Raw genomic sequence first — 519 nt, 5'->3', positions numbered from 1 at the left:
GTTTCACGATCCGGGTCTGCTCGGCCGGGAAAAGTTGATCCCAAATCGCGTCGAGCCGGGTCATGGCCACGGTGATCTTCGCCTCGTCCAAGGTTGGATCGAGCTTGATCGCCTGCGGCAGCATGTCGCCGAGTAGATTCGGGGCACGCAGGATTGCGCGCAGTTGGTCGAGCACGGCCGATTCGAGTTCGGCGGCCGGCAGTCGCGGCAGGCCCGAGGCGCCCGCGTGCTCCTTGGCGTCGCGCTGAGGCACGTAGTAGCGGTAGCGACGACCATTCTTCTTGGTCGTGTGCCACGGCGACAGCGCCCGGCCATCGTTGCCGAACACGATGCCCTTGAGCAGATAGGCCACGGTTGCCCGAGTCGCGTTGCCTCGCACCCGGCCATTGGTGGCCAGGATCACGTGGACGCTGTCCCACAGTTCGCGGCTGATGATGGGCGGGTGTTCGGCCTGGTACCACTGGTCCTTGTGCCGCAACTCGCCAAGGTAGGTGCGGTTTCTGAGGAGCTTGTAGATGT

1 protein-coding gene is annotated in these 519 nt (G+C 64.4%); it reads right to left on the bottom strand.

What is annotated here, in order from left to right:
- The coding region (locus tag JK635_RS29240; RefSeq protein ID WP_202656333.1) for a recombinase zinc beta ribbon domain-containing protein at positions 1-519 on the bottom strand (519 nt) is incomplete at both ends.

It is taken from the genome of Neobacillus paridis, assembly GCF_016765675.1.
Taxonomy (GTDB): domain Bacteria; phylum Bacillota; class Bacilli; order Bacillales; family Cytobacillaceae; genus Neobacillus; species Neobacillus paridis.
Note: the sequence above shows the minus strand (reverse complement) of the source record. Positions and strands in the feature narration are given on the sequence as shown.